This is a genomic window from Hymenobacter sp. YIM 151500-1, assembly GCF_025979885.1.
GTDB lineage: Bacteria > Bacteroidota > Bacteroidia > Cytophagales > Hymenobacteraceae > Hymenobacter.
Map to the genome: position 1 here is coordinate 4692789 of NZ_CP110139.1, position 20211 is coordinate 4712999.

Below are 20211 nucleotides of genomic sequence, written 5' to 3' on the forward strand. Positions count from 1 at the left end.
AACAGCTTCAACTCTACTAGCTTCTAAGGTGTTTCACTCCTAAACGAGGGGGTGCAGCTGGCAGTTACTTGCTGCATCTACCGGCTGCCTTGTTCTGGCTGGCGCGGCGCCGGGCCGCTCGGGCGCAGGAGCCAGGCTGGGTTTCTCGGCCAAACGGGTGGCCTCTGCTGGCAGCCCGGCCGCTGACGAGGGGAAGTATAAGCCCTACTTCCCCGTCGTCGTCGAGTTCGAGTCCAGAATCTTGAGCAGCTCGTTCAGTTTCGGCGTCAGAATGATTTCGGTGCGGCGGTTCAGGGCTTTGTTGGGGGGCGTGTCGTTTGGGGCGACGGGCACGTACTGGCTGCGGCCCGAGGCCGTGACGCGGGCCGGGGCCACGCCGCCCGCCGTGAGCAGGCGGGCAATTTCGGTGGCGCGCAGCACGCTCAGGTCCCAGTTGTCCTGCATGGCGCCGGCTGGGCGGCTGAATGGCACGTTGTCGGTGTGGCCTTCAATCACCACGTTCACGTCGGGCTGGGTGTTGAGCACGGCGGCCAGCTGCTTCAGCGCCTCCTGGCCCTTGGGGTCCACCTTCGTCGAGCCCGACTTAAACAAGAGCTGCTCCGACAGCGACACGTACACCTTACCGTCCTTCATCTGCACCTGCAAGTCGGTGCCCTGAAAGCCGCGCAGGGCGGCGGCCACGCTGGTGCGCAGGTCGTTCACGGCCCGGTCTTTTTCGGCCAGGGCCGTGGTAAGCTCGGCCAGCTTGGCCTCGCGGGTCGTCAGGTCCTGGGTCAGCTTGTCGATGTCGGCGCGGCTTTTCTTCAGGTTGGTGTCCAGCTCGCCCAGCTCGGCTTCGCGGCGGGCCAGGTCCTTGGCTACTTTGTTGTAGTCGGCCGATTTATCGGCCATGGCCCGGTCGGAGTTTTTCAGCAGCCGGTCGTAGGAGTCGGTGAGCTGGGCGTAGAGCTGCTGGGTGCGGCGCAAGTTGCGGCCGGTGGCAGTGGAGTCGTCCTGGAGGCGGCGGGCTTGCAGGCGCAGCTCGGTTAGCTCGTCGGTGGCTTTTTTCAGCTCCGCCACCGCCTGGCGCTGCTGGCGCTCCACGTCGGCGCGGGCCTGCTCGGTGGCGGCCTGCCGGGCTTTCAGGTCGTCGTATTTCTTGGAAGCCACGCAGCCGGGCAGGGCCGTAGCCGCCGTAAGGAGCACTCCAGCCAGAGCGAAAGAGGAAAAGTTTTTCACAGAAAAAACACGTTTCAGCACCAAAAACGAGGCCTGCCAGTCTACAGCCGGCTACCCCGCGGCAAGGTACGGGCCCGGCGCTGCATCGTGCAAGCTACAGGCGCCGTAAACAGCTGCCACCAGCCCGCACCAGCTGCCAGCGGCCTGGGATGAGGCACTGGTGTAGTTCCGGGATTCGGCTACTTTTGTGCGTTTGGGTAGGACGGGCTGGTTATGTACCGCCGGGCCCGCGCCGGTAGCCGGACCGAAACCCCGCGGGCCTGCTTACCTTTACCTGCTCACCTCTCGTTACCACTACTTTTAATTTTCCTCGCATGTCTTGGTTTAAGCGCGTAGAGAAAGGCATCGTCACGCCCACGGAGCAGAAGAAGGAGACGCCCGACGGCCTGTGGTACAAGTGCCCCGAGTGTAAAACCGTAGCCACCATGGCCGAGCACAAGCGCCTGCTCTTCACGTGCGCCAAGTGCAACCACCACGACCGGATTGACGCCGCCGAGTACTTCGACTTCCTGTTCGACAACCACGAGTACACCGAGCTGGACGCCGACCTGCGCTCGGCCGACCCGCTCCATTTCGTAGATACCAAGGCCTATCCGCAGCGCGTAGCGGCCACCGAGAAGAGCACCGGCCTGCGGGACGCCGTGCGCTCGGCCCACGGCCAGCTCAACGGCCTGGGCCTGGTGGTAGCCTGCATGGACTTCAAATTCATTGGCGGCTCCATGGGCTCGGTGGTGGGCGAGAAAATTGCCCGCGCCATCGACTACGCCCGCCAGCACCGCCTGCCCTTCCTGATGATTTCGCGCTCCGGCGGGGCCCGCATGATGGAGGCCGGCTACTCGCTTATGCAGATGGCCAAGACTTCGGCCAAGCTGGCCCTGCTGTCGGAAGCCGGCCTGCCCTATATTTCTCTGCTCACCGACCCTACCACCGGCGGTGTTACGGCCTCCTTCGCCATGCTCGGCGACTTCAACATTGCCGAGCCGGGGGCTTTGATTGGCTTTGCCGGGCCCCGCGTCATCAAGGAAACTATCGGCAAGGACCTGCCCAAGGGGTTTCAGAGCGCGGAGTTTGTGCTGGAGCACGGTTTTCTTGACTTCATCGTGGACCGCAAGGAGCTCAAGCAGCGCCTCACCGACCTGCTCACCATGCTGCGCCCGGCCGAAGTACCGGTGCCGGAACCGGTAGCGGCCTCCGTGGCCGTGTAAGCAGACCACGTTTTTTCGGCAAGCTTTTTGGAAAAAGCCCGTCAGACGAGCAGTGGACGCGTCTGACGGGCTTTTTCTGTGGTTGCCCTTCTTTTCAGCTCAGCACTAGGGCGCTATATCCGGTGGGGCGTGGTAAGCCAACTTTTTCAGGTCAACTCCAGTAAGAACCTGCGTCAACCGACATTTCTCCCTTACTTCTCTCACCTAGTTTCAACACGATGACTTCTCGTACTTCTCTCTTGACCCTGCTCATGGCCCTGGTGCTGTTCATCAGCTCCTGCGCCTCTTCGCAACAAACCACCAACTCCGGCAACCTGCCTGACGGCAACGGCACGGGAGCCCGCAAAACGGGCGTGAGCCGCACAGCCAAAGGCGGGGCCATTGGGGCCGGCGCCGGAGCTGCTGCCGGAGCCGTATTGGGCCGCGTAATCGGTGGCAAATCGGGTACGGCCGCTGGCGCCATCATTGGGGCCGCCGTGGGCGGTACGGGTGGGGCCCTCATCGGCCGCCGCATGGACAAGCAGGCCGAAGAACTGCAGCGCGACATGCAGAACGCTAAAGTAGAGCGCGTGGGCGAAGGCATCAAAATCACCTTCGACTCGGGCATTCTGTTCGACACCAACAAGAGCGACCTGCGCCCGGCTTCAATGAGCGAGATTCAGAAAATGGCTGAAATCCTCAAGAAGTATCCCGACACCAACATCCTCGTGGAAGGCCACACCGACAACACCGGCACCGACGCCATCAACAACCCCTTGTCGGAGCGCCGGGCTCAGGCCGTAGCCAACTACACCATAGCTCAGGGAGTTGAAGCCGGCCGGATTCAAACCAAAGGGCTGGGCTCGTCGGACCCCATTGCCGACAACACCACCGAGGCCGGCCGCCAGGCCAACCGCCGCGTGGAAGTGGCCATCTTCGCCAATGAGAAAATGAAAAAGGCTGCCGAAGAAGGCCGTCTGTAAGCTTCTTACCGCAGCTTCAGCTGATTTTTTTAAAAGGCTACTCGCAGGAGTAGCCTTTTTTTATAGATCTTGGCGGGCAAGCTGGGCTCCGGTTCGGTGTGGCGGCTGAGCTGGAACAGGACTTTCCGAGGATGACAAGTGAGCTGGTGGGTGGAGCTGTTTTGGCGCAAAGCAAGAGTGCAACTACTGCTGCGGGCAGTGGTTTACGGTAGGAAGCTTAAAATACAGCTTCTGGATAATTTTATCGAAGCTGAAACGTTTTTGGCAAGGTGGTTGCAAAAGTTCATTCAACAACATGACGGTAGCGGCGAATTTTTGCACTAAACAGATGCGTGCTGCCTGACTACAACAGATTCACACCAACACACAAACTTCCTTACCATGAAAAATCTCCGTTCGTTTTTTGCCTTGTTGCTGGCCGTGCTGCTGCTCGGCACCAGCGTAGTGCAGGCCCAGGATACGCCCAGAACCAAAAAGCCCATGAGCAAAACCCTGAAGGGCGGCTTGCTGGGTGCGGGTGGTGGCGCCGTAGTAGGCGGGGTACTGGGCCGCGTAATTGGCGGCAAAAACAGCACGGCCGGCGGGGCTATTATCGGTGCCGCAGTGGGTGGCAGTGCCGGTGCCCTTATCGGCCGCCGCATGGACAAGCAAGCCGCTGAACTACAGCGCGAAATGGCCGGTGCCAAAGTGGAGCGCGTAGGTGAAGGCATCAAAATCACCTTCGACTCAGGCATCCTGTTCGCCAAGAACTCGTCGTCTCTTACTCCCGCCGCCCAGGAAAACATCCGGGAGCTGGCCCAAACCCTGATCAAGTACGGTGACACCAACGTGCTGGTGGAGGGCCACACCGACAACACCGGCACCGATGCCATCAACAACCCGCTTTCGCAGCGCCGGGCTCAGGCCGTAGCCAACTATGCCCAGGCGCAAGGGGTAGACGCTTCGCGCTTCCAGGTATCCGGCTACGGCTCGCGCCAGCCCATTGCCGACAACTCGACCGAAGCTGGCCGCCGGGCCAACCGCCGCGTGGAAGTGGCCATCTACGCCAATGAAAAGCTGAAGAAAGCAGCTGAGCGCGGCACCATCTAATTGCCAACGCACAACTGCTGAAACGGCGGCTCCTGATGCAGGAGCCGCCGTTTTTTGTGTAATGGGGTACGGGCGTGGTGCAGGGGCCAGGCGACGAGCCAGGAACGGATGCGTATCTTCGTGGTGATGAAAAAGCTGGTTGTTAGTGTGGTGCTGGGCCTGCTGCCGCTGGTAGCCCCGGCCCAGTTGCCCAAAGTGGCTGCGGCGACAGTAGCCCCGGCCGGACTGCTGCAAGCAGGGCCCATGGTGGGCTACTCCGAGATGCGCGAGGTGATGTTGTGGGTGCAAACCACCGGCCCGGCTACCGCACAAATAGAGTATTGGGAAGCCGGCCAGCCCGCCACAAAATGGCGCACCGCGGCAGTGCGCACCACGCCCGCGCGGGCGTATACGGCTCACCTGCTGGCCAACCAGGTGCAGCCCGGCCGCCGCTACACGTATGCCCTGTACCTGAACGGTAAGCCGTTTCCGGTGGCGTATCCGCTGGCCTTTCAGAGCCAGGCCCTGTGGCAGTGGCGCACCGACCCCGCCGATTTTCGGCTGGCCCTCGGCAGCTGCGTGTACGTGAACGAGCCCGTGTACGACCGGCCCGGCCGGGCTTACGGCGGCGAGTACAGCATTTTCACGGCTATTGGTCAGCAGAAGCCCGACTTTATGCTGTGGCTGGGCGACAACACCTACCTGCGCGAGGCTGACTGGAACACCCGCACCGGCATCAGCCACCGCTACACCCACTCGCGGGCCGTGCCCGAGCTACAGCCCCTGCTGGGCAGCGTGCACCATTACGCCATCTGGGACGACCACGACTACGGCCCCAACGACTCGGACCGCAGCTTCGCCTACAAGGACCTGACCCTGGAAGCCTTTCGGCTGTTTTGGGCGAACCCCAACTACGGCCTGGGCGCCGCCGACCGCCGGGGCGGCATTACGGGCACGTTTCAGTGGAATGACGTGCAGTTTTTCCTGCTCGACGACCGGTGGTTCCGGGCGCCCAACAAGTACAAAACGGCCGAAGCAGACTACCTCGGCCAATCGCAGCTGCAGTGGCTGCTCGACGCCCTCACTTCCAGCCAGGCCACATTCAAAATAGTGGCCGTGGGCGGGCAGGTGCTCAATCCGGCCAGAGTGTTTGAGAACTACAGCAACTACGAGCAGGAGCGCGCCCAGCTGCTGCAAGCTCTGTCGGACCGCAACGTTCCTGGGGTGCTGTTCCTGAGCGGCGACCGGCACCACACCGAGCTGACCAAGCTGGAACGCCCTGGCCGCTACCCACTCTACGACTTCACGGCCTCGCCCCTGACCAGCAGCGCAGCCACCGGCGCCACCACCGAAGCCAACACCGGCCGTGTACCCGGCACCCTGGTGCTGGAACGCAACTTCAGCACCATCGACGTGCAGGGGCCGCTAAAGGAGCGCCGCCTGGTGCTCCGCACGTTCAGCGCCGCCGGCAAGCAGCTCTGGGAACGGACCATTACGGCGGCAGAATTGCGAAGCGAGTAAATGAGGTGGTGAGGATGAGGTAAGAGGCAGCCCCGTAGGGGCGGTATGTCGGTATAAGTCGGTAGAAAAGCGCCACCTCTTGTGTGAGCCAAGCCCCAGCGGGGCGGCATGTTGGTAGAAAACAAGTCAACAGGAAATATAAGCCCCAGCAGGGCGACGCCCACCGTCCGCAGACGTTGAGTGTCATCCTGCTAGGGCTTTCAACGTTTTTCTGCTTCACTCTTTACTACCGACATGCCGCCCCGCTGGGGCTGACCACCGTCACCTCATTCCCTCATTCCCCTCGTTTTGCAACCTCAAGCTCGGCCACCGGGTACAAGCAGCTATGCTTGCTCCCGCCGTTACCTACACCTCGCCGCCGGCTGATAAGGCCCTGGCCGACCACCAGATTCTGCACGAATTTTATGGCCCTGTGCCCACGGCGCCCCGGCGCACGCCCATGCGGGAGCTGATTAGCACCATCCTTTCGCACCGCACCACCCACGCCGACGAGGAGCTGGCCTACGACCGGATGCTGGAAGCCTTCGGGGATTGGGCCGGGGTGCTGGCGGCGCCTACTGCGGAGCTGGCCCACGCCATCCGCACTACGCGCTGGCCCGATACCCAGGCCCCGCGCATTCAGGAAGTGCTGCGCCGAATTCAGGCCCAGACCGGGGGCGAGTTCATGCTGGATTTCTTGGCCGACTGGCCGCTGGAGCAAGCTATGCAGTGGCTGACCGACATGCCCGGCATCGGCTTGAAAACCGCCTCGCTGGTGCTGCTGTTCAACTTCCGCAAGCCTGTGCTGCCCGTGGATGCGCACGTGCACCGCGTGGCTCAGCGGGTAGGTTTTCTAGGGCCTAAAGTATCGGTGGAGAAGGCCCACGCGGTGCTGTTGGCTTTGCTGCCCACGGATGCCGAGCAGCTCTACAACTTTCATAAGCACAACTACTGGCACGGCCAGCAGATTTGCTTTTTCCTGAAACCCAATTGCGCCCGTTGTCCGCTCAAAGGCTTCTGCAACTACTACCAGGAGCACTACGGTCCGGCTACCGCCGAGGCCTTAGCCGCCACGCCCACCCAGTGGAATGCGGCCTGGGGCAAGCTGCCGCACTAAGGTAGCTACAAGCTGTAAGCGGCAAGCCACAAGCTATTTGGTGGAAATCAACTGGCGCCTGGGGCAACTCCGGCCGTCGAAAGCTACAAGCTTGTAGCTTGCAGCTTAAAGCTTGCAGCCCAAAGATTATGCGCTTGGTTCGTCATCCGGTTTTGTGCAACTACTACGTCACCTACCGGTGCAATGCGCGCTGCTCGTTCTGCGACATTTGGGAAAAACCTTCGCCCTATATCCGGCTGGAAGATGTGGAGCAGAACCTGCGGGACCTGAAGCGCCTGGGCGTGTCGGTGGTGGACTTTACGGGTGGGGAGCCGCTGCTGCACCGCCAGATTCACGAGTTTGTGGGCCTGGCCCACGACATGGGCTTTATCACTACGCTCACCACCAATTGCCTGCTTTACCCCAAGTACGCCGAGCGCCTGCGGGGCAAAGTAGATATGCTGCACTTCTCCCTGGACGCCTCCGAAAAAGAAGTGCACGACCGGGGCCGGGGCGTAGCCTGCTACGATTTTGTGCTGGAAAGCATTCGGGTGGCGCGCGAGCTGGGCGAGCGGCCCGATATCTTGTTCACCGTCTTCCGCCAGAACCTACAGGACCTGGAAAAGGTGTACCAGGAAATCACCCAGCCCAACAAGCTGCTGCTTATCCTGAACCCGGCGTTCGAGTACAACAGCGTGGAAACCGGGGAACAGCTGACCAGCGAGGAGCTTGACTACCTCTCGGCTTTTGGCAAGCGTCGGGGCGTATACCTGAACGAGGCTTTCGTGCAGCTGCGCCGCGACGGCGGCAACCACGTGGCCGCGCCCGTGTGCCGGGCGGCCAGCACCACCCTGGTCGTTTCGCCCAGCAACGAGCTGGTGCTGCCCTGCTACCACCTCGGCGAGCAGAAATTTCCCATCAATGGGCAGCTTTTCGAGCTCTACCATTCGCCCGCAGTGCAGCGCCTGGCCGCCCTGGAAGGCCGCCTGCCCCAGTGCGAGGGGTGCACCATCAACTGCTACATGCAGCCCAGCTTTGCCGTCGAAACCAGCAAATATTTCTGGCAAGCCCTGCCCAGCACGCTCAAGTACAACTGGGAAAAGGGCACGTGGAAGCGGATGGTGAAGTGGTGACTGGTCAGGCAAATGTTTATCCTTGCAACCCACTAACTCACCTCATGCCTGCTCTTATCCTGCCCGTTAACGGCGTCTTGCCCGAATTTGGCCCCGATTGTTTCCTGGCTGATAATGCCACCATTGCAGGCGACGTGGTGTGCGGAGCTGAGTGCACGTTCTGGTTTAATGCCGTGGTGCGCGGCGACGTGAACCGTATCCGCATCGGCGACAAAACCAACGTGCAGGACGGGGCCGTGCTTCACTGCACCTACCAGCGGGCGGCCACCACCATCGGCTCCCGCGTGAGCATCGGCCACAAGGCCATTGTGCACGGCTGCACCGTCGAGGACGACGTGCTCATCGGTATGGGGGCTATTGTGATGGACCACGCCGTGGTGGGAGCGGGCTGCATCATTGCGGCTGGGGCTGTGGTGCTGGAAAATACTCAGTGCGAGCCGGGCTACCTCTACGCCGGCGTGCCGGCCCGCCGCATCAAGCTAGTTAGTGAGGAGCAGCGCCGGAACATGCTGCGCACGGCCGATAATTATGTGCTGTATGCCAGCTGGTTCAAAGAAAAAACAACGGAATAAGTCAATAACCTGTCAGGTAGCTATTGTCGGTGGCAGCTATTCGATGTAGCTTTGCCGCTCACCATTTTCTACCTCTTTTTCTATGACCAAATTTTACTCTTACCTCGTTGCCGGGTGCATGGCCGTTGCTTCATTGGCGTCGTGCAGCCGTTCTCATTATGCGTTTAAACCCGCTGCCTCGGCTTACCACGGCACTGTAGCGGCCGCCCGGCCCGAAGCGCCAGCCCCCCAGGCTGCTCCGGCAGCCCCCGAGCAGGCCACCGCTGCGGTAGTAGCTCAGCCCGCTAAACGGGCAGAGAAGGTAGCCGCCAAAGCTCCTGCTAAAGTTCAAGTAGCCGCGGCGTCTTCGGCTCCGGCCAAGAAGGCCACCGCCCTGCAAAAGAAAGTAGCTGCCAAAGTAGTTAAGCAGTTCCGCAAGCACCAGGAAACGGCTTCCGCAACCGAGGCGCAGTCAAAGGCTGGCCGCGCCGCTATTGTGGCTGGCGTGGGCATCTTGCTATGGCTGCTGGGTTACGCGGCCGGTATCGGGCTGATTGCCCTGATTGGCTTCCTGGCTTTCATCGTAGGCATCATCCTGCTGATTGTAGCACTAATCAACGGCAACTAACCCGTTTTTATCATCCCAACCTCCCAACAAGAAAGGCTCCGCAACTTGCGGAGCCTTTCTTGTTGGGAGGTAAGTGGACCGACAGTTACAGTGCCAGCGTCTCATCGGCTTCTACTTCGCGCTCGGCGGTGTCGGTTACGCGGAGCTGCACCAGCTCCACGGCGCGGCGGGAGCGTTTCAGCACCCGGAACTCGTAGTTGTCGAGCACGGCCACGTCGCCTACTTCCGGAATGTTGCCGTAGATGACGTTGAGCAAACCGCCCACGGTTTCGTAGTCGTCGCCCTCGGGCAGAGGGTAAGGGAGGTACTCGTTGGCATCGGGGATGGGCGTGGCGGTGTTGACGCGGTATTCGTTGTCCGACACCTTTTCCACCACCGGCACCTCATTGTCGTACTCGTCCTGGATTTCGCCGACCAGCTCCTCCATGATGTCCTCGATGGTGACAATGCCCGACACTCCGCCAAACTCGTCGGACACGATGGCCATGTGCATGTGCTTGCGCTGAAACTGACGGAGCAAGCGGTTAATCTTTTTGGTTTCGGGCACGAAGTAGGCCGGCCGCATAATCTTGCTGAGCACGATAGGCTCCTGGCGGCGAATGATTTGCAGCAAATCCTTCACGTAGAGCACGCCCACGATGTTGTCGATATTGCCCTCGTACACCGGAATGCGCGAGTAGCCTTCGTTGTACACCGTTTCCAGCAGGGCATCCTGCGGGGTGCTCACGTCGATGGCAACAATCTTGGTGCGGGGCACCATGATTTGCTTTACCATCCGGTCATTAAACTGAAACACGTTCTCAATCAGCTCGTGCTCCGAGTCTTGCAGCTCCCCGCCCTGCTTGCTCTGGTCGAGCAGCAGGCGCAGCTCCTCGGTGGTGTGCACCTCGTGCTCCGAGGCCGGCTGAACGCCCATCAGGCGCAGCACGGCATTGGAAATCTTGTTCATCACCCAGATAACGGGGAAGGTGAGAAAGTAAAACGCCTGTAGCGGCACGGCCACCACCATGCTGGTCATCTCAGCCCGCTGAATAGCCAGAGACTTGGGCACCAGCTCCCCAAACACGATGTGCATGAACGTAATCAGGCCAAACGAAATGGGTACGGCAAGGCTGTGGGCGGCAGCATTGGTCATTTCATAGCCCAGGCCATGCACGATGGCCAGTACAATGTCAACCACCACTCCTTCCCCAATCCAGCCCAGCAGTAGCGAGGCAATGGTGATGCCCAGCTGCGTGGCCGAGAGGTAAGCATCCAGTTTGTGTAGCAGGCGCAGCGTGAGCTTGGCAAACCAGTTGCCCTCCTGTGCGCGCAACTCCATCTGCGAAAGGCGGACTTTAACAATAGCAAACTCAGCCGCCACGAAAAACCCATTTGCCAAAACCAGCAAGAGGGTAAGCAATATTTTTAAGCCCATAGGTGCGGAAGCAAGACTCGACCGGTCTGCATTCCTTTATGATACAAAAGTACGAGAATGAGGGCAAGCAGTTCGGTTGAGCTGCTGCGTAGCGGCTGCCGTAGCCAATTCGGTGAAACCCCAAGTAGTATCTTCTGGTTCAGGAGGCAGCCCGCCCGGCTACTTTCTGGGCTTCTGCCGTTCTTTGCCTCTGCCGTAGGGCCGGCCGGTTTGCGGTGGCTGGTGGCCGGGCTGTTTCTTTTTGTTGACATGCGTACTCGATTGTATACCTACCTGCCGGCCCTGATGCTGGCGCTGCTACTGGGGCTGCGCGCCCCCGCCCAGGTGCTGACGCCCACCAAGCTGAGCACTACCCTGAGCAAAACCACCGTGAAAGCCGGCGAAGAGCTGGACCTGGTAGTAAATGCCCGGATGGAAGACACCTGGCACCTCTACGCCACCGACTTCGACCCCGACCTAGGGCCCACGGTGTTTACGTTCAGCTTCCCGAAAAGCCCCGCCTACGAGCTGGTAGGGCCGCCCAAGTCCATCGGGGCCAAGAAGAAATTCGACGACGTATTCAAGGGCGACGTCACCTACTTCGAGAAGACCGGCCAGATTCGGCAGCGCATCCGGGTGTTGCAGCCCGGCCCGCTTACCATCAAGGCCGGCGTGGAGTACCAGACCTGCACCGACGTGGACGGCCGCTGCATCCCCGGCAGCGAAACCCTTACGTTTGGGCCGCTGGAAGTAACCGGCGGCGCCGTGCCACCTGCCCCGGCTGCTACTCCCGCTACCACGGCTCCCAAAGCTGCCCCAGCTCCGGCGTCTGGCGGGCCGGCCACGGCTCCAGCCCCCACCCCTGCGGCAACCCCTGCCACCGAAACCGCACCAGCTGCTACCACCGCCCCAGAGGCGGCGGCTGCTCCGGTTGCGCCGGCCGTTACGCCGGAGGTCAGCCCGGCCGCTGCCGCTCCGGCTGCAGTAGCTGCCGCAGCGGTTCCCGCTGGCACCAGCAACCAGCCGGCCGGGGTGGTGCTGAGCTTGTGGAAGTATCTGCTGCTAGCTTTCGGAGCCGGGCTGGTGGCTGTGCTCATGCCCTGCGTGTACCCCATGCTGCCCATGACCATTTCGCTGTTTACCAAGCAGAGCCGCAGCCGCGGCGAAGCCGTAGCCAAAGCGCTGGTCTACGGGCTGTCCATCGTAGCCATCTACACGGGGGTGGGAGTGGTGCTGAGCCTGGTTTTCGGGGCCGATGCGGCTAACCTCATCAGCTCCCACTGGCTGCCCAACCTGCTGTCCTTCGTCATTTTCGTGGTGTTCGGCCTGTCGTTTCTGGGGCTGTTTGAAATCAATGCCCCCAGCGGCTTGGTAAACAAAGTGGACGCCCAGGCCGATAAGGGTGGCTGGTCGGGGCTGTTCTTTATGGCCGCCACGCTGGTGCTGGTGTCGTTTTCGTGCACGGTGCCCATTGTGGGGTCGGTGGCCATTGCGGCGGCCAATGGGGAGCTGCTGCGGCCCACGCTGGGCATGCTGGCGTTTTCGGTGGCTTTTGCCCTGCCCTTCGTGCTGTTCGCCTTGTTCCCCACCTGGCTGAAGTCTATGCCCCGCTCCGGCGGCTGGCTGAACACGCTCAAAGTGACCCTGGGCTTTGTGGAGCTGGCTATGGCCTTCAAGTTCCTCAGCTCCGCCGACTTGTCGTACCACTGGGGCCTGCTGCCGCGGCCGGTGTTTCTGGCCATCTGGATTGCCCTGGCCCTGCTGCTGGGCCTCTACCTGCTGGGCCGCTACCGCCTCTCCCACGACAGCGGCGACGCCACGCACGTAACCGTGCCGCGCCTACTGCTGGCGGCGGGCGTCTTTGCGTTTATGCTGTACCTGATACCGGGTTTGTTTGGGGCGCCGCTTAATGGCCTATCGGCGCTGGTGCCGCCGGCCACGCGCCAGGATTTTGCCTGGCTGAATTCCGGCGGCGAGTCGGCGGCTCCGGCTACGGCCGCGGCCAACGCGCTGTGCAGTCCGCCCCAGTACGCCAGCCGCCTGGAGCTGCCCCACAACCTGCCGGGCTACTTCACCCTGCAAGAAGCCCTGGCCTGCGCCCGGGAGCAAAACAAGCCGGTGTTTGTGGACTTCACGGGCCACAACTGCGGCAACTGCCGGGTGATGGAAGCAACCGTGTGGAGCGACCCGCAGGTACTTCAGCGCCTGCGCAACGACTTCGTGGTGGTGGCCCTGTACGCCGACGACAAAACCGAGCTGCCCGCCAGCCAGTGGTACACCTCGGCCCGCGACCAGCGCCTCAAGAAAACCATCGGTGAGCAAAACCTGGACTTCCAGATCAGCCGCTTCAACATGAACGCCCAGCCCTACTACGTGCTGCTCGACCCCAGCAGCACCCCCGAGCAGCCCCGGCAGCTAACGCCGGCCGTGGCCTATGAGTCGGACATAACCAAATTCGTGCAGTTTCTGGACGCCGGCCTGGCCCGCCACCGCCAAGCCACGGCCCGGCGGTGAGGTGGTAAATAGTGAGGTGGTGAGTTGTCCTTGCTTCGGCTCCGGCTCGCAAGGACAACTCACCACCTCAGCACGTATCTTCGGCCTGCACACACGCCCATTCCTGCTGCCATGACGACCCTACCCTCCCGCTTCCGTGCCGCGCTGCTGTCCGCCCTGCTGCTGGCCGCGCCGGCTTCGCTGCAGGCTCAAGCCTCCACTCCGGCCGCAGCTACTACCGCCCCCGACCCGTCGCGCATAACGCTGGTGATTCATGGCGGCGCTGGCACCATCACTCGGGCTAACATGACGCCCGACAAGGAAAAAGCTTACAACGAAGCCCTCAACCAGGCTCTGGACGCCGGCTACGCTATTCTGAAGCGGGGCGGCACTTCCCTGGATGCCGTGGAGGCTGCCGTGCGCTTCATGGAAGACTCACCCCTGTTCAACGCCGGCAAGGGCGCGGTATTCACCCACGACGGCCGCAACGAGCTGGACGCCGCCATCATGGACGGCCGCACGCTGGCCGCCGGCTCGGTGGCGGGCGTGACGGTGGTGCGCAACCCCATTACGGCCGCCCGCGCCGTCATGGAAAAGTCGGAGCACGTGATGATGGTGGGGCCGGGGGCCGAGCAGTTTGCCCGCGAGAAAGGCCTGGAAATCGTGGAGCCCAAATACTTCTACACCGAAGCCCGCTACCAGCAGCTCCAGAAAGCCCTGGCCGAGGAGCGCCGCCCCGGCACCCCCGACCAGCTCAACGCGCCCTCACAGTCGCAAGTAGCCGCCCCAGCCAAAGCGCCCACCAAAACTAAGGTAAAAGTGAAGCCCGGCAAGCCCCAGGGCAGCGTGCCGCCGTCGTTGATTTTCACCGAAGGCAAGAAGTACGGCACCGTGGGCGCCGTGGCCCTCGACCAGTTCGGCAACCTGGCCGCCGCCACCAGCACCGGCGGCATGACCAACAAGCGCTACGGCCGCGTGGGCGACGCACCCATCATCGGCAGCGGCACCTACGCCGACAACCAGTCCTGCGCCGTGTCGTGCACGGGCTGGGGCGAGTACTTCATCCGGGCCACCGTAGCCCGCGACGTGGCCGCCCGCGTGGAGCTGCAGCAGCTGCCGGTGCAGCAGGCCGCCCAGGCCACCATCGACAAAGTAGCCAAGCTGGGCGGCGACGGCGGCCTGATTGCCGTGGACCGGCAAGGCAACATTGCCATGCCGTTCAACTCCGAAGGCATGTACCGGGCCTACATCCGGGCCACTGGCGAGCGGCAGGTGCAGATTTATAAGTGACCAGGCCGCGTAGGTAACAATAAGATAAACGCCCCGTGCTAGTTACACGGGGCGTTTTTTATGCTCGACGATATCTTTTCCGCTTAAAAAGCCCGTTCTTTGCACCCGCGTTTACCGGACCAAGCGGGCTCGGGCTGCGGGCCAGGCCAACCGTGTGAAAAGTAAAAGGCGGCACCCACCCAGATGCCGCCTCTTGGAAAAGAACGTACCCACCCAGATACGCCCTGTTCTTCCCTCCTCACATGGTCCACCCAATATCACGCGTGCTGTAGAAGAAGGATTCGAACCTTCACGAAGTAGTTAGCCGGCCGCCGGACCAGTTTTTCCCGAATCTTCACCCCCGAGAGAGGAGGGCATGTCTGCCAGTTTCATCATTCTACAAGGTGTAAAACAATCCCTCACCGTTCGTGTTGGATTATGACAAATGTAGTGAGTTGATTGTTATTATAAAATAATTTCAGACATTTGAGGTGAAATTTACAGTCTTTTTAACAAACACACGCTTTCATTGAAATATAGGTAATTAATCCTTGAAAAAATGGCTCGTAATTATGAACTTGACGACACCGACCGGAAGATTCTGGCGCTGTTGATTGAAGACGCGAAAATGCCCTACACGGAAATTGCACGGAAAGTGCACGTGTCGGGCGGTACGGTGCATGTGCGCATGGCCCGGTTGGAGGAGTTGGGAATTGTGCAGGGGGCTACGCTGAAAATAGACTATCAGAAGCTGGGCTATGGCGTGCGCGCCTTTCTCGGCATCTACCTGCAGAAAAGCTCGGTGTACGAAAGCGTAGTGGAGCAGCTGCGCCAGATTCCGGAGGTGGTCAGCATCGACTTCACCACCGGAGCCTACGGCATCTTCGCCCGCCTGATTTGCCGCGACACCAACCACCTTCGGGAAGTGCTGCACGAACAAATTCAGCTGATTGAGGGCATTGAGCGCACCGAGACGCTCATTTCCCTCGAAGAAGCCTTCAACCGGCCCATTCAGCTACAGGAAGCACCGGTGGAGCGCCACGGCTAAGCTCTTGAGCTATAGTTACGGCGTCATGCATAGCCGCCTCTCGTCCGCAAGCCGGAGGAGAGGCGGTTTTGTGCGTGAGCAATAACAGCCTTACGGCTGCGTTTTAGCATTATTTTTTTGATGCAGGTAGGCCCATCCTTGGTTATAGCGTTGTAACCAGATATATTTCGACCCCCGAGTTGGTAATTTCTCAAGGTCAGTCGTTTATGCGCTTTCGTTACCCTGCATTGCTCGCACTGGCTGCCGCCGTGCGCCTGGCCCCGGCCCAAAGCCTGCCCGCCGTCTACCTCAACGACCGGGACGGCGCCACCGTGCCCGACAGCGCCACGCACTACCGCATCATCGACCGTAAAAACGAGCTGCTCGGCACATATTCCATGCGCGAGTATGCCCTGGATGGCACCTTGCAGCTGCGCGGCATGCTGTCGTCTATTGACCCGCCGGTGCGCAATGGGCTGTTTACGTGGTACCACGCCGGCGGGGGCAAGGCCGGGCAGGCGCACTACCGCAACGATGAGGCCGACGGCCTGTACGTGGGCTGGTACGAAGACGGCCGCGTGAGCCAGCGTGGCGAGTACGCCGATGGGCAGCGGGTGGGCCGCTGGATAACCGTGCACCGCAACGGCCAGAAACGCTCGGAGGGCCGCTACAACGCCGGCCGGCCGGTGGGAGAGTGGCGCTATTACTACGATACCGGCCAGCTGAGTGCCATTGAAATGCCCGACCGGAAAGGCAAGCCGCTGGCCCTGGCCTTCTTCAACGAAGACGGGTCGCCGTACATGGGCAAGCTGCATACCCGCGTGCTGCCCGAGTTTCCGGGCGGGCAGGCCGCCCTGCTCAGCTACATAGCCCGTACCACCACATACCCCAAAAACTCCCGGCGCAAAGGCATTACGGGCGCGGTGCACGTGAGCTACATGGTGGGTGAAGACGGCCGCGTAAGCCAGGTGCGGGTAGTGCGGGGCCTCTCGCCCGATGCCGACCAGGAGGCTCGCCGGGTGGTAGCCAGCCTGCCGGCGTTTCAGCCGGGCCGCGAGTACAACGTGCCCACAGCCATGACCTTTACCATTCCCATCTATTTCGCGCCTAACTTCTCACTGGTGTCGGGTCTGCGCCCGGCGCAGGTGCCGCCCTCCGAAGCCCGCGCCGCCGCCCCCGACGACACGTGGTAAGTAAGCCAAACAGCCTGCCGCCAATACTGATGACGCTAGAAGGTAGGCATCCTTAACCAGCACAAAGCCCCGCTTCTCTAGAGAAGCGGGGCTTTGTGCTGGCTGAAAGCAGCAAAAACAGGGCTTAGGCCGTTACCTGGGCGTCTAGCTTTTGGGCTAATACGTGCTTGGGCACGGCGCCCACTTGCTTGTCTACAATCTGGCCATTCTTGAACACCAGCAGCGTAGGAATGCTCCGGATGCCGAACTTGGCCGAGGTCTGGGGGTTGGAGTCTACATCCACTTTGCCCACAATGGCCTTGCCTTCGTACTCGCCGGCCAGCTCTTCTACTACCGGGCCTACCATGCGGCACGGACCGCACCATTCGGCCCAGAAGTCCACGAGGACGGGTTTATCAGAGTTGATGATCTGGTCGAAGGTAGCATCGGTAATTTCGATGGCTTTATGTCCCATAACAGTAGGGGTTTTGTTGAAAGGTGTTGAGCTGTTTACGGTCAACCGGGCCGCAAGGTAGCAGATTGCGTTTCAACAAGCCGCGGGCCGGAAAGTTCACTTCGGCCAGCGTGGCAGTTCGCTGGCTCAACTGTGCGCTAACCCCGGTAGTGCCGGCCGCGCTCAAGCCGGGCCGCCGGGGCTGGGTGCTACGGCTTAGGAATGATACGCCCGGGCGTACTCCTGAGCCCGGTGCCGGAGCTTATAGAACACGTACAGGTTAAAGAAGTGCATGGCCCCCAGAATCAGAATGATAGTGCCCACTTTGATGCTGAGCGTTTCTACGGTTTGCTGGTAGCTGGTAATTGCCCCGGCGCTGCGCAGCGTGAGCGTGGCGTACCCCACGTTGATCAGGTAGAATCCCGTCAGCAGAAGCTTATTTACCGAGTCGGCCAACTGCTCGTTGCCGTGGAAGATGTCGATAAGGAACAAGCGGCCATTGGTGAAAAGAGTGCGGGCTACCCACACCGTGAGCAGAACCGTAACGGGCAGATACACGCCGTACACCAGAAGATGAAAGTTCATGGCTGTAAAGGTTAGAAGTGAGAGGTAAGAAATGAAAAGAATGAGCGCGGAGAAAGTCAGGAGAGGTGGCTCAGGCGAGCTGGGGCAACAGGTTGGCCAGGGCCAGGTCGCAGCTGGGATAGTGGAAGCGAAACCCGGCGGCGAGCAGCCGCTCAGGCACCACTTTGCGGCTTTTCAGGATCAGCTCGGTTTCGGTGCGTAGCAGCAGGGCGCCCACCTCCAGCAGCCACCGGGGCTGCGGCAGGTGCCAGCGCGGCCGGAGGTGCTGGTCGAGCAGGCCGTTGAAGTCCGCATTGGGCAGCGGCTGGGGCGCGCACACGTTGAAGACGCCATCCAGCTGGGGCTGGCCCAGCAGAAACTCCACGGCGCGGCAAAAGTCGACGACGTGCACCCAGCTAATCCACTGCTGCCCGCTGCCCTGCGGAGTGCTCAGGCCCAGCCGCGCCAGCCGGGCCATTACTGGCAGGGCGCCACCATCAGCGCCTAGCACAATGGCCGTGCGCAGCACTAAGCGGCGGGTATGGGGCGCGTGGGCTAGCCAAAACTCGGCTTCCCACTGCTGCGCTACCTGCTCCGAAAAGCTCTGGCCCGTCAGACCGGTGGCTTCGGTATTGGCCGGCTGCGAGCCGGTGGTGTGCTGGTAGATGGTGGCCGTCTAGGAGTTTAGCCACACGGCGGGCGGACGGTGGCAGCGGGCAATGGCCTCACCCAACACCCGCGTGCTTTCCGTGCGGCTGTGCAAAATAGCCCGCTTGTTGGCAGCGTGGTAGCGGCAATCCACCGAGCGGCCAGCTAAGTTGAGTACCACGGCGGCTCCCTCCAGCTCTGCCGCCCAGGGGCCGAGCGTCCGCCCATCCCACTGCACCATTCCGGTGGCAGAATCACCGGGTTGCCGGCTCAGGGTCACCACCCGAAATCCCCGATAAGCGAAGTAACGAGCTACATTCCGGCCTAGAAAACCAGTACCTCCGGCGAGTATCATGGTGGGCTTCTGCATACGCACTAAGTGGTTAGATGAGAAAAACTGTGGCCTCCAGCAGCAGACTGATAAAAAGACAGGTTATGTGATATTTAATACTTTCAATAAATATTGAAACATGCTGGTAAAAAAAGAGGCTTATGGGCTAGAGCGCATCAGCTTCATGAATGTGCTGACAAACCAGTTTTCGTCGGCTTTGATAAGGGTTGATGCTGCACTATCGGCTAGGTTAGCGAAGCTTTGGATATTGCCAATCATGTGAGTGAAAGCGGCTGCTTCGTCGGGTGAAGCAGTAGGAGATGGTTCCACCTGACTGATTTCGCCCAGCACGCGCATGATGGGCTCCAACTCCCGCTTGCGGCGCTCCTTCAGGATGAGCGTTGCCACGCGGTAGATATCCTTTTCGGCGAAAAAGAACTCGCGCCGTTCGCCGGGGCGCAATTCCTTACGCACAAGGCCCCAGTCCATGAGGGCGCGCACGTTCATATTGGCGTTGCCTCGCGAAATCTGTAGCTGCTCCATAATGTCCTCGGTGCTCAACGCTCCTACCGAAACCAGCAGCAACGCGTGTACCTGCGCCATCGTCCGGCTCACCCCCCAGGCCGAACCGAGGGTGCCCCAGCCTTCAATAAATTTGCGCTTGGCTTCGTCGAGTTGCATATCCTAAAGGTATATCCATTTCTCAAACTTTCAATACATATTGAAAATAAATTTAGTCGTTAATTTTTCACCGTAGCGTACCTGTGGAGCCACGTAGAAAAAAGTGTAAGAGCATAATTTTGAACTATTGGTTTTGTCTAAAACATCCGTTGAGTTGATGGGAAGCTATTAAGCAGGCGTAGTGTTCTAAAATAGGTTATTATTAAATGATATAGATATAAGACAAGACATTACAATAGTGCAACTACGGGTGATTGTGTCATAGAAAAGATCAACTACTACAAAGACCTACCGGTGGGCTGCGGCGTAAAACCCGGCAATGGAATCTACCACAACATCTGCTGCCCAGTCAAATCTGCCGGATCGGTTGTCGTCCGAGGTCGAGGCCCCGGTAGTGGTTCCCGTAATTGAGGAGCGGGCTGTCGTAAGCCGTGAAGTAGTAGAAACTGCGCGAGTGCGCCTGACCAAAACTGTTCACGAACGGGAGGAGGTGCTCAACCTGCCTCTGCAACACGAGGAAGTGCAGGTAGAGCGTGTTCCGGTCAACCAGTTCGTGGCAGATGGCGCGGCGCCGCCCGGTGTCCGTCACCAGGGCGACACCACCGTTATTCCGGTGCTGCGCGAAGTAATTGTAACACGCCTGCTTGTCGTAGAGGAAATACACGTCACCAAGCGTACCGTTACAGCCACTCATACCGAGCCCATTACGCTGCGGCACGAAGAACTAACCGTTGACCGGCACCCAGCGCCTGGTGCGGCCGGTCATGGTTCTGCTGAGGCAGCCCCGGCCGGCACCCCCCACCTGTAACCTGCCA

At 60.7% G+C, this 20211-nt stretch carries 20 protein-coding genes; 13 read left to right on the top strand and 7 right to left on the bottom strand.

The genetic code is table 11. The annotated features are described in order from the left end of the window. Positions 1 to 204: 204 nt before the first annotated feature. Positions 205 to 1218 carry an OmpA/MotB family protein gene (locus OIS53_RS19360; protein WP_264680226.1) on the bottom strand — a complete coding sequence of 338 codons (1014 nt, stop codon included), beginning with the start codon at positions 1216 to 1218 and terminating at the stop codon, positions 205 to 207. Positions 1219 to 1532: 314 nt separating this feature from the next. On the opposite strand from OIS53_RS19360, the gene accD reads away from it, so the two are divergent. From accD to OIS53_RS19400, 8 genes are all read left to right on the top strand, one after another. Continuing rightward, the gene (gene accD, locus OIS53_RS19365) at positions 1533 to 2423 is read left to right on the top strand and encodes an acetyl-CoA carboxylase, carboxyltransferase subunit beta (protein WP_264680227.1); all 891 of its coding nucleotides are present in this window, start codon (positions 1533 to 1535) and stop codon (positions 2421 to 2423) included. Between the two features lie 218 nt (positions 2424 to 2641). After that, the gene (locus OIS53_RS19370) at positions 2642 to 3385 is read left to right on the top strand and encodes an OmpA family protein (protein ID WP_264680228.1); all 744 of its coding nucleotides are present in this window, start codon (positions 2642 to 2644) and stop codon (positions 3383 to 3385) included. Between the two features lie 381 nt (positions 3386 to 3766). Then, positions 3767 to 4474 (top strand): OmpA family protein, encoded by a 708-nt coding sequence (locus OIS53_RS19375; RefSeq protein ID WP_264680229.1) that lies wholly within the window; start codon positions 3767 to 3769, stop codon positions 4472 to 4474. Positions 4475 to 4600: 126 nt separating this feature from the next. After that, positions 4601 to 5974: an alkaline phosphatase D family protein gene (locus OIS53_RS19380; protein WP_264680230.1), complete on the top strand. Its 1374-nt coding sequence runs from the start codon at positions 4601 to 4603 to the stop codon at positions 5972 to 5974. Positions 5975 to 6299: 325 nt separating this feature from the next. Further along, the gene (locus OIS53_RS19385) at positions 6300 to 7070 is read left to right on the top strand and encodes an endonuclease III domain-containing protein (protein ID WP_264680231.1); all 771 of its coding nucleotides are present in this window, start codon (positions 6300 to 6302) and stop codon (positions 7068 to 7070) included. Positions 7071 to 7198: 128 nt separating this feature from the next. Continuing rightward, positions 7199 to 8182 carry a radical SAM protein gene (locus OIS53_RS19390; protein ID WP_264680232.1) on the top strand — a complete coding sequence of 328 codons (984 nt, stop codon included), beginning with the start codon at positions 7199 to 7201 and terminating at the stop codon, positions 8180 to 8182. A gap of 44 nt (positions 8183 to 8226) precedes the next feature. Continuing rightward, positions 8227 to 8754 (top strand): gamma carbonic anhydrase family protein, encoded by a 528-nt coding sequence (locus OIS53_RS19395; RefSeq protein WP_264680233.1) that lies wholly within the window; start codon positions 8227 to 8229, stop codon positions 8752 to 8754. Between the two features lie 82 nt (positions 8755 to 8836). Continuing rightward, the gene (locus OIS53_RS19400; protein ID WP_264680234.1) at positions 8837 to 9361 is read left to right on the top strand and encodes a hypothetical protein; all 525 of its coding nucleotides are present in this window, start codon (positions 8837 to 8839) and stop codon (positions 9359 to 9361) included. Positions 9362 to 9446: 85 nt separating this feature from the next. Here OIS53_RS19400 and OIS53_RS19405 read toward each other — a convergent pair whose 3' ends face one another. After that, positions 9447 to 10751: a hemolysin family protein gene (locus OIS53_RS19405; RefSeq protein WP_264680235.1), complete on the bottom strand. Its 1305-nt coding sequence runs from the start codon at positions 10749 to 10751 to the stop codon at positions 9447 to 9449. A 276-nt stretch (positions 10752 to 11027) separates the two neighbouring features. On the opposite strand from OIS53_RS19405, the gene OIS53_RS19410 reads away from it, so the two are divergent. The 4 genes from OIS53_RS19410 (at position 11028) to OIS53_RS19425 (ending at position 16739) form a co-directional block, all read left to right on the top strand. Next, positions 11028 to 13271: a protein-disulfide reductase DsbD family protein gene (locus OIS53_RS19410; protein ID WP_264680236.1), complete on the top strand. Its 2244-nt coding sequence runs from the start codon at positions 11028 to 11030 to the stop codon at positions 13269 to 13271. A gap of 285 nt (positions 13272 to 13556) precedes the next feature. After that, complete coding sequence (locus tag OIS53_RS19415; protein ID WP_413775200.1) at positions 13557 to 14540, top strand: isoaspartyl peptidase/L-asparaginase family protein; 984 nt, start codon at positions 13557 to 13559, stop codon at positions 14538 to 14540. A 538-nt stretch (positions 14541 to 15078) separates the two neighbouring features. Further along, on the top strand, positions 15079 to 15567 hold the full coding sequence (locus OIS53_RS19420; protein WP_264680238.1) for an AsnC family transcriptional regulator: 489 nt from the start codon (positions 15079 to 15081) through the stop codon (positions 15565 to 15567). Between the two features lie 206 nt (positions 15568 to 15773). Continuing rightward, positions 15774 to 16739 carry an energy transducer TonB gene (locus tag OIS53_RS19425; RefSeq protein WP_264680239.1) on the top strand — a complete coding sequence of 322 codons (966 nt, stop codon included), beginning with the start codon at positions 15774 to 15776 and terminating at the stop codon, positions 16737 to 16739. 124 nt (positions 16740 to 16863) lie between these two features. Here OIS53_RS19425 and trxA read toward each other — a convergent pair whose 3' ends face one another. The 5 genes from trxA to OIS53_RS19450 form a co-directional block, all read right to left on the bottom strand. Continuing rightward, a complete protein-coding gene (trxA, locus tag OIS53_RS19430) occupies positions 16864 to 17193 on the bottom strand; it encodes a thioredoxin (protein WP_264680240.1) in 330 nt (109 codons plus the stop codon). Between the two features lie 195 nt (positions 17194 to 17388). Then, entirely contained in the window at positions 17389 to 17757 is a 369-nt protein-coding gene (locus OIS53_RS19435; protein ID WP_264680241.1) for a hypothetical protein, read from the bottom strand. Between the two features lie 70 nt (positions 17758 to 17827). After that, positions 17828 to 18265 (bottom strand): DUF1731 domain-containing protein, encoded by a 438-nt coding sequence (locus OIS53_RS19440; RefSeq protein ID WP_264680242.1) that lies wholly within the window; start codon positions 18263 to 18265, stop codon positions 17828 to 17830. A 147-nt stretch (positions 18266 to 18412) separates the two neighbouring features. After that, entirely contained in the window at positions 18413 to 18754 is a 342-nt protein-coding gene (locus OIS53_RS19445; RefSeq protein WP_264680243.1) for an NAD-dependent epimerase/dehydratase family protein, read from the bottom strand. Positions 18755 to 18874: 120 nt separating this feature from the next. Next, entirely contained in the window at positions 18875 to 19396 is a 522-nt protein-coding gene (locus tag OIS53_RS19450; RefSeq protein ID WP_264680244.1) for a GbsR/MarR family transcriptional regulator, read from the bottom strand. Between the two features lie 367 nt (positions 19397 to 19763). On the opposite strand from OIS53_RS19450, the gene OIS53_RS19455 reads away from it, so the two are divergent. Beyond that, a complete protein-coding gene (locus OIS53_RS19455) occupies positions 19764 to 20204 on the top strand; it encodes a YsnF/AvaK domain-containing protein (protein WP_264680245.1) in 441 nt (146 codons plus the stop codon). Positions 20205 to 20211 lie beyond the last annotated feature (7 nt).

Coding starts and splice junctions, on each gene's coding strand:
- accD (WP_264680227.1), top strand. CDS start 1,533: ATGTCTTGGTTTAAGCGCGTAGAGAAAGGCATCGTCACGCCCACGGAG.
- OIS53_RS19370 (WP_264680228.1), top strand. CDS start 2,642: ATGACTTCTCGTACTTCTCTCTTGACCCTGCTCATGGCCCTGGTGCTG.
- OIS53_RS19375 (WP_264680229.1), top strand. CDS start 3,767: ATGAAAAATCTCCGTTCGTTTTTTGCCTTGTTGCTGGCCGTGCTGCTG.
- OIS53_RS19380 (WP_264680230.1), top strand. CDS start 4,601: ATGAAAAAGCTGGTTGTTAGTGTGGTGCTGGGCCTGCTGCCGCTGGTA.
- OIS53_RS19385 (WP_264680231.1), top strand. CDS start 6,300: ATGCTTGCTCCCGCCGTTACCTACACCTCGCCGCCGGCTGATAAGGCC.
- OIS53_RS19390 (WP_264680232.1), top strand. CDS start 7,199: ATGCGCTTGGTTCGTCATCCGGTTTTGTGCAACTACTACGTCACCTAC.
- OIS53_RS19395 (WP_264680233.1), top strand. CDS start 8,227: ATGCCTGCTCTTATCCTGCCCGTTAACGGCGTCTTGCCCGAATTTGGC.
- OIS53_RS19400 (WP_264680234.1), top strand. CDS start 8,837: ATGACCAAATTTTACTCTTACCTCGTTGCCGGGTGCATGGCCGTTGCT.
- OIS53_RS19410 (WP_264680236.1), top strand. CDS start 11,028: ATGCGTACTCGATTGTATACCTACCTGCCGGCCCTGATGCTGGCGCTG.
- OIS53_RS19415 (WP_413775200.1), top strand. CDS start 13,557: ATGACGCCCGACAAGGAAAAAGCTTACAACGAAGCCCTCAACCAGGCT.
- OIS53_RS19420 (WP_264680238.1), top strand. CDS start 15,079: ATGGCTCGTAATTATGAACTTGACGACACCGACCGGAAGATTCTGGCG.
- OIS53_RS19425 (WP_264680239.1), top strand. CDS start 15,774: ATGCGCTTTCGTTACCCTGCATTGCTCGCACTGGCTGCCGCCGTGCGC.
- trxA (WP_264680240.1), bottom strand. CDS start 17,193: ATGGGACATAAAGCCATCGAAATTACCGATGCTACCTTCGACCAGATC.
- OIS53_RS19435 (WP_264680241.1), bottom strand. CDS start 17,757: ATGAACTTTCATCTTCTGGTGTACGGCGTGTATCTGCCCGTTACGGTT.
- OIS53_RS19445 (WP_264680243.1), bottom strand. CDS start 18,754: ATGCAGAAGCCCACCATGATACTCGCCGGAGGTACTGGTTTTCTAGGC.
- OIS53_RS19450 (WP_264680244.1), bottom strand. CDS start 19,396: ATGCAACTCGACGAAGCCAAGCGCAAATTTATTGAAGGCTGGGGCACC.